At 58.3% G+C, this 1,750-nt stretch carries 1 protein-coding gene; it reads left to right on the top strand.

Annotated elements, in window-relative coordinates; all coding sequences use genetic code 11:
* Window positions 1-98, top strand: a 98-nt coding sequence (locus tag K288_RS55430) for an ATP-binding protein (protein WP_244443495.1), incomplete at its 5' end; no start/stop codon positions are given.
* Window positions 99-1,750 lie beyond the last annotated feature (1,652 nt).

Genomic DNA, 1,750 nt, shown 5'->3' with positions numbered 1-1,750 from the left:
GCGACGCCATACTCGACCGCATCATTCACAACGCCCACCGCATCGAGCTCAAAGGCGATAGCCTGCGTCGGCGGGCCAGCGAAAGGGCAAACGCGTGACTACCTCGCGCCCGATCGACCCACCGGCCCACAGGTCCCTCCCGTGCGGCCGCTACGTTGCTCGTGGGGCACTCCGCGCCGCGCACGGGGCCCTCCCATGGACCGCTGGGACGATCTCCAAAACCTCCCGCGCGTCTTGACCAGAAGACGATTTCCAGCACACATAAGCCCCGTCAGTCGTATCTGCCTCCGCACGTGATCACCATCACCTGGAATCCACGATCACCATCGCCTGGAACAGCTGATCACCATCCTTGGAATACGCACGAATGCATGCAGGCCGCCGAGTAGGTGCTCGCGTGGGGGAGAATTCCGTCCTCAAGAGCAGCCGCTCTAGCCTAACACGCTCTTAAGCAGCAGATCGACACGATTTGCAGCGCAACGCCGCTTGCGATCCCAGCGGCAGAGGAGTGGCAAGGCACGGTCTGACCATCAGCATGTTTTGCCCGCGGTGAGGCAGCACCGACGAAGGATATGTGCAACCTCAATACCGACAGGCGGGCAGGTCGTTCGGCAGGAATCCGATGTGGTAGCGCCCTGCAAGGAGTGCGATCAGAATTGGGCTTACGGCATCCTCACACCAGGCGAGGACGAACTGTGTGGCCGACGGCGAAAAGGAGGACGTTGCAGCATCACCGTCGCTTATGGAGCGACTCATTCGTTTGGACTTACTTACCGAGCTGACGTTGGGTCCCTCAAGCTCATGCTTGCCCGTTTCAGTAACACATCGGAAATCGCTTCGGATCGCTGCAAGCAAGGCCCATCTGCCGCTGACTGAAGTGCAGTTCTGATACGCTCGGCTAAGCGGCCGCTAGTCAACTGTTAATCGCCGCCTGATACGCCAATTTCACGGACGCCGACGCTTTCCGCGCCAAGTTCGCGTAACCCTTGGGTCAACCCAGATGCTTGTTGACCGGGTATGAGAGCCTCCTTCGCGAACCCGCCGCATGCTTGGCAACGATTTGAAAGTTCCTTGAGAGTTCGGCATTTTGGCTTTCTGGTCGCCCCATGCGTCAGCGCCAAGAACAGTAGACAGACTTGCAAAAGTTCTTGTTGTTTGTGAAGCCTGACTGTCGCTCCCAGCCACGAGTGCGCGGTTGCAGCGACGTGCCAATGGGCTGGCAGATCAAGGATCGATTGCATGCAGCTGGCGGGAAAATCTCCCGAGTCTGGCGTGAATGCGTGCTCTTCTTTTCTGCATAGTTTCCATTCTGGATGGGCGCTCCGCGCTCTTCCATCCGCTGCGGCGTGCGATCGAGCAGACCGAATTGCGTTCAGAAGAGGATGAATTTGAGCGACGCCGCCTGTCGCGTTGGTGTTCAGCTTACGCACATGCTCAACAGAAGCATATCGCGCATCAACGAGCCTATGTTCGAAGAAGGAACTTGCCATTCGGTGCTGATTTCAGGGAAGCTTACGGAGCTCGCCCGACTGCATCGGCAACAGATAGTTGGCGACAACTCGGCGGCAATCACGGGCGCGTCAGCGCTTGACAAAGAGCCGCGCCAAATGCGCCAGGCGGCGTGCCGGGATTGGCAAATCAGCTTGGCATACCGCGACTAGTTGCTCTGCACGGTGATTATGACTCTTTGGAAGGGTTTGGGTAGGCGCGTCCCATTTTGGCGCGAGCTTTTTCGATTGTGAACATCCAT

It is taken from the genome of Bradyrhizobium sp. Ai1a-2, assembly GCF_000426245.1.
Taxonomy (GTDB): Bacteria; Pseudomonadota; Alphaproteobacteria; order Rhizobiales; family Xanthobacteraceae; genus Bradyrhizobium.
This window is presented reverse-complemented; position numbering and strand designations above follow the sequence as displayed.